The sequence below is a fragment of the uncultured Fibrobacter sp. genome (assembly GCF_937877005.1).
Lineage (GTDB): Bacteria > Fibrobacterota > Fibrobacteria > Fibrobacterales > Fibrobacteraceae > Fibrobacter.
The window spans coordinates 1-3,173 of sequence record NZ_CALEFV010000034.1 but is presented as its reverse complement, the minus strand read 5'-3'; the positions used below and the strand labels follow the sequence as shown (position 1 = coordinate 3,173).

Sequence of the window (3,173 nt, the reverse complement as noted above, 5' to 3'; positions counted from 1 at the left end):
GTGAAAGTCGAAGCTATACCACCCTTCATCTCCCTCGTGTAGCTCCTCTGCTATGGGTGCTATTGCTTTGCTATATCGCTCTATGGCTGAGGCTATCGACTCGGGGTTGAACAACACTCCCGATGGTGATGCTGTTACCCGAAACTTCGCTGCCGCTAAGCGTGATGCTATGTTGTCTGCAAAGCACGATCCGAAAAATGCCAAGCGGCTGTTGTAATCGATTTTGAAATCAGTGACGGGAAGGTCTACTTTCGTGAAGAAATTCATGCTACAAATTTAAATAGAAAAAAGGCAACAAGGGTTGAAAATGCCAAATGGCGTTTCTGATAGAAGATACACAATATTGTTTTTGTATGTATATTTATTGTAGAAAAACTTTAATTCTTATATCAAAATTTCAAAAATGCTTAAAATTTTGAAAAATAACAAAAAATTTATTGTAAAAACTATTGATTTTTTAAAATTTATTGGTTATATTTAGAATGTGCTTAACTTGGGCCGAGCTTTCGGGGGTTAAGAGGAGGACAAATGAAAGATATACTTGAATATACGAGTTACCGCCAGTATATCGCGGACTATTACGCCGACAAGAAGGCGAAATCCGCGTTTACCTGGCCGGAGTTCGCGTCTGCGGCGGGATTTTCTTCGCCGGTTTACCTTAAATATGTGAGCGAGGGACGCTTCAACTTGAGTGAAGCGGCTGTCGGGCGCGTTGGTGCTGCGATGCACTTGTCCGGTGGCGACTTGGACTTTTTCCGCGAACTGGTTCGCTTCGATCATGCGAAGTCGGACAAGGCGAAAAAGGAATCGTTCCAGAAGCTGGTGGCGATGGCGGAAAACCGCAAGGTGAAAATCATTGAGGCTGATGCCTTCCGCTATTTTGAAAGCTGGAAAAATCCGGTGCTTCGCGAACTGGCGCCCGCTATGCCGGGGGCAAAACCCTTGGCGCTTGCAAAGGCGTGCCGTCCTAAAATTACCGCTGCCGAAGTCAGCGATTCGCTGAACTTTCTGGTGAAGGCGAATATGCTCCAGAAAGATGAAAACGGCAATTACATTCAGACGAACAGGTCGATTACGGCCGGACCCATGGAGGTCACTCCCGCTGTGATTCGTGGCCTGCATCGCCAAATGGGCGAACTTGCGCTTGATACAATCGAGGGTGTGCCGCAAAACGAAAGGCATTTTTCAGGCGTGACTTTGGGCATTACGCAAAGTGCCTACGACGAAATCGTCGCTGAAATCAATGCGTTCCGCAAGCGCATTATTGAAATTGCTACGAGGGAAACTGAAACGGATGAGGTGTACCGCCTGAACATCCAGTTTTTCCCGATGACGAACAGAAATTCAAAAAAAGGTTAGGAGGATATCATGAATTACTCAAAAATGGCTATGCAGTTTGTCTGCAAAATGGCGATGCCGCTCGCCTTGGTGTTCGCGGCCTGTTCCACTGACGAAGGGAATGTCATTTCAAAGGTGGAAACGACTCCGGGAACGCAGATGGGAGGCTCTTCGGAAGAGCCGAGTGTTATCGCGTACGAAAATATCTCTTTAAGAGGGCGTGCTTATTATGCGCCGGCAGGTAATGAGGCCGGTTCGTCAGAAGATGTTTCTGTTTCTGTTCCGACGAATGTTTTTTATGATGGCGGACAGATCGTTCTGACGGAACTGGATACGGTGACGCTTGTGCCGCTGGATGATTCCACGATTACGGAGTCCTTTAAGGGCGACGTCATAGATCCGCTCACAGGAGAAAGGATTCCTGGTGACGACGGAATGGCCAGTTTTGATAGTGTTTCGCTGAGGAGTCCGATTATCTTGTTGGAAGCTGTATCGGGTGAAGTATCGCTGAGTGCGATTGTGGATATCCGGGATGCAAATACCTTTGTGATTGATGGATTGAGTCATTTGGCGACCTATCGCATACGGAAGCTGGCTGAATCTGGAATGTCGTTTGTGGCGGCGAAGGCCCAGGCTGAAACCGAAATTGCAAATGCGCTAGGTTTTGGTTCTTTGCCGATTGCGGCCGAGGGGCGCAAGGCGTTTAATGAATTGGTCCCGTTTAATTTGCTACAGCATTTGAAAGAGGAACTTGGCGAGTCTGGATTGTTGGCAAGTTTGTCGGAAGATACAAAAAAATCTTTGACGGAAGCTGTTGAAAAGTCGCATTATTGGAGATTGTTGAGCTCTTCGCGAAAGGCCTTTGAAATGAGGGATGAGGATTTTTATCAGGAGTGCATGCAATTTAAGGCTTATTATGCGAACCTGTTGGCAAGCGTTTTCGGTGTAGGACAATGCTTGTCTGAAAACGAGGGGGCGTTTGCCGATTTGCAGGGAGAACTCATTGAACTGAAGTGCGTGTCCGGTTCTTGGGAATTTGCGTATCGCAAAACGAGCCGGTTGAATATTGCACATACGTTTGGGACGATGGTTGATTCTCGCGATGGCGAGGAATATAAAACGGTGACTATTGATTTGGGTGGAACTTCGCAGACCTGGATGGCGGAAAATTTAAGGTATGCTGCGGAATATTCCGGCTGCTTTATGGACAATCCGTCGTACTGCTCCGTATACGGTCGGTTGTATTCTCCGTTGTATGGTCTGGATTCGTCTTATCGAAAGTACACGACTAAAGAAGGGTGTGTTGACGTTAAAACACTTGAATACTTGAACGGGAGTTCGTCTGATGATACGCTGTATTGGCGAGGTAGGGCTGAGGAAGATTGTGATGAGATATATGAATATGGCGATTATCGGGACGATGATGATAATTTGCTTTGGGATAAGGTGATCGATTCGCTCGAGACGATAAATTTTGAAGTGTGTCCGGAAGGTTGGCGCATGCCGAAGTATGAAGACTGGAATGCTTTGCTCAGTTATCTCGATGGCCTTGGACAGGGCCCTGCATTGACCCTGCTGTTGGCAAATTATGGAGATCCTACGGGATTCGGCTTGGATCTTCTGGCTGACATTCGTGGTGAAAATGGTCTATTTAAGGTTAGTGTTAAGGGTGTGGGGGAGTATCTGTTTGAACCTGCGGTGACGCCTGAAGAAATCCGTGAAAATGCCGCGGGCGATATCATGGGCTCTCTTGTAACTCAAATTTCTGGCCGTGCAAAGGGGGGCAATAAATATTATGAAGCGATTCTAGCCGGTTATGGCTTGCCTGGCCATGG

General features: G+C 47.0%; 3 protein-coding genes. 2 read left to right on the top strand and 1 reads right to left on the bottom strand.

What is annotated here, in order from left to right; all coding sequences use genetic code 11:
• Positions 1-267, bottom strand: a 267-nt coding sequence (locus tag Q0628_RS01735) for a GSCFA domain-containing protein (RefSeq protein ID WP_298767854.1), incomplete at its 3' end; no start/stop codon positions are given.
• Between the two features lie 261 nt (positions 268-528).
• Between Q0628_RS01735 and Q0628_RS01730 the strand changes: the two genes are divergently transcribed.
• Both Q0628_RS01730 and Q0628_RS01725 read left to right on the top strand, forming a co-directional pair.
• Positions 529-1,359, top strand: coding sequence for a TIGR02147 family protein (locus Q0628_RS01730; protein ID WP_298767853.1), 831 nt, complete (start codon positions 529-531; stop codon positions 1,357-1,359).
• A gap of 9 nt (positions 1,360-1,368) precedes the next feature.
• Positions 1,369-3,173 (top strand): FISUMP domain-containing protein (locus tag Q0628_RS01725; protein WP_298767852.1); only part of this gene is annotated, 1,805 nt, incomplete at its 3' end.

Coding starts and splice junctions, on each gene's coding strand:
- Q0628_RS01730 (WP_298767853.1), top strand. CDS start 529: ATGAAAGATATACTTGAATATACGAGTTACCGCCAGTATATCGCGGAC.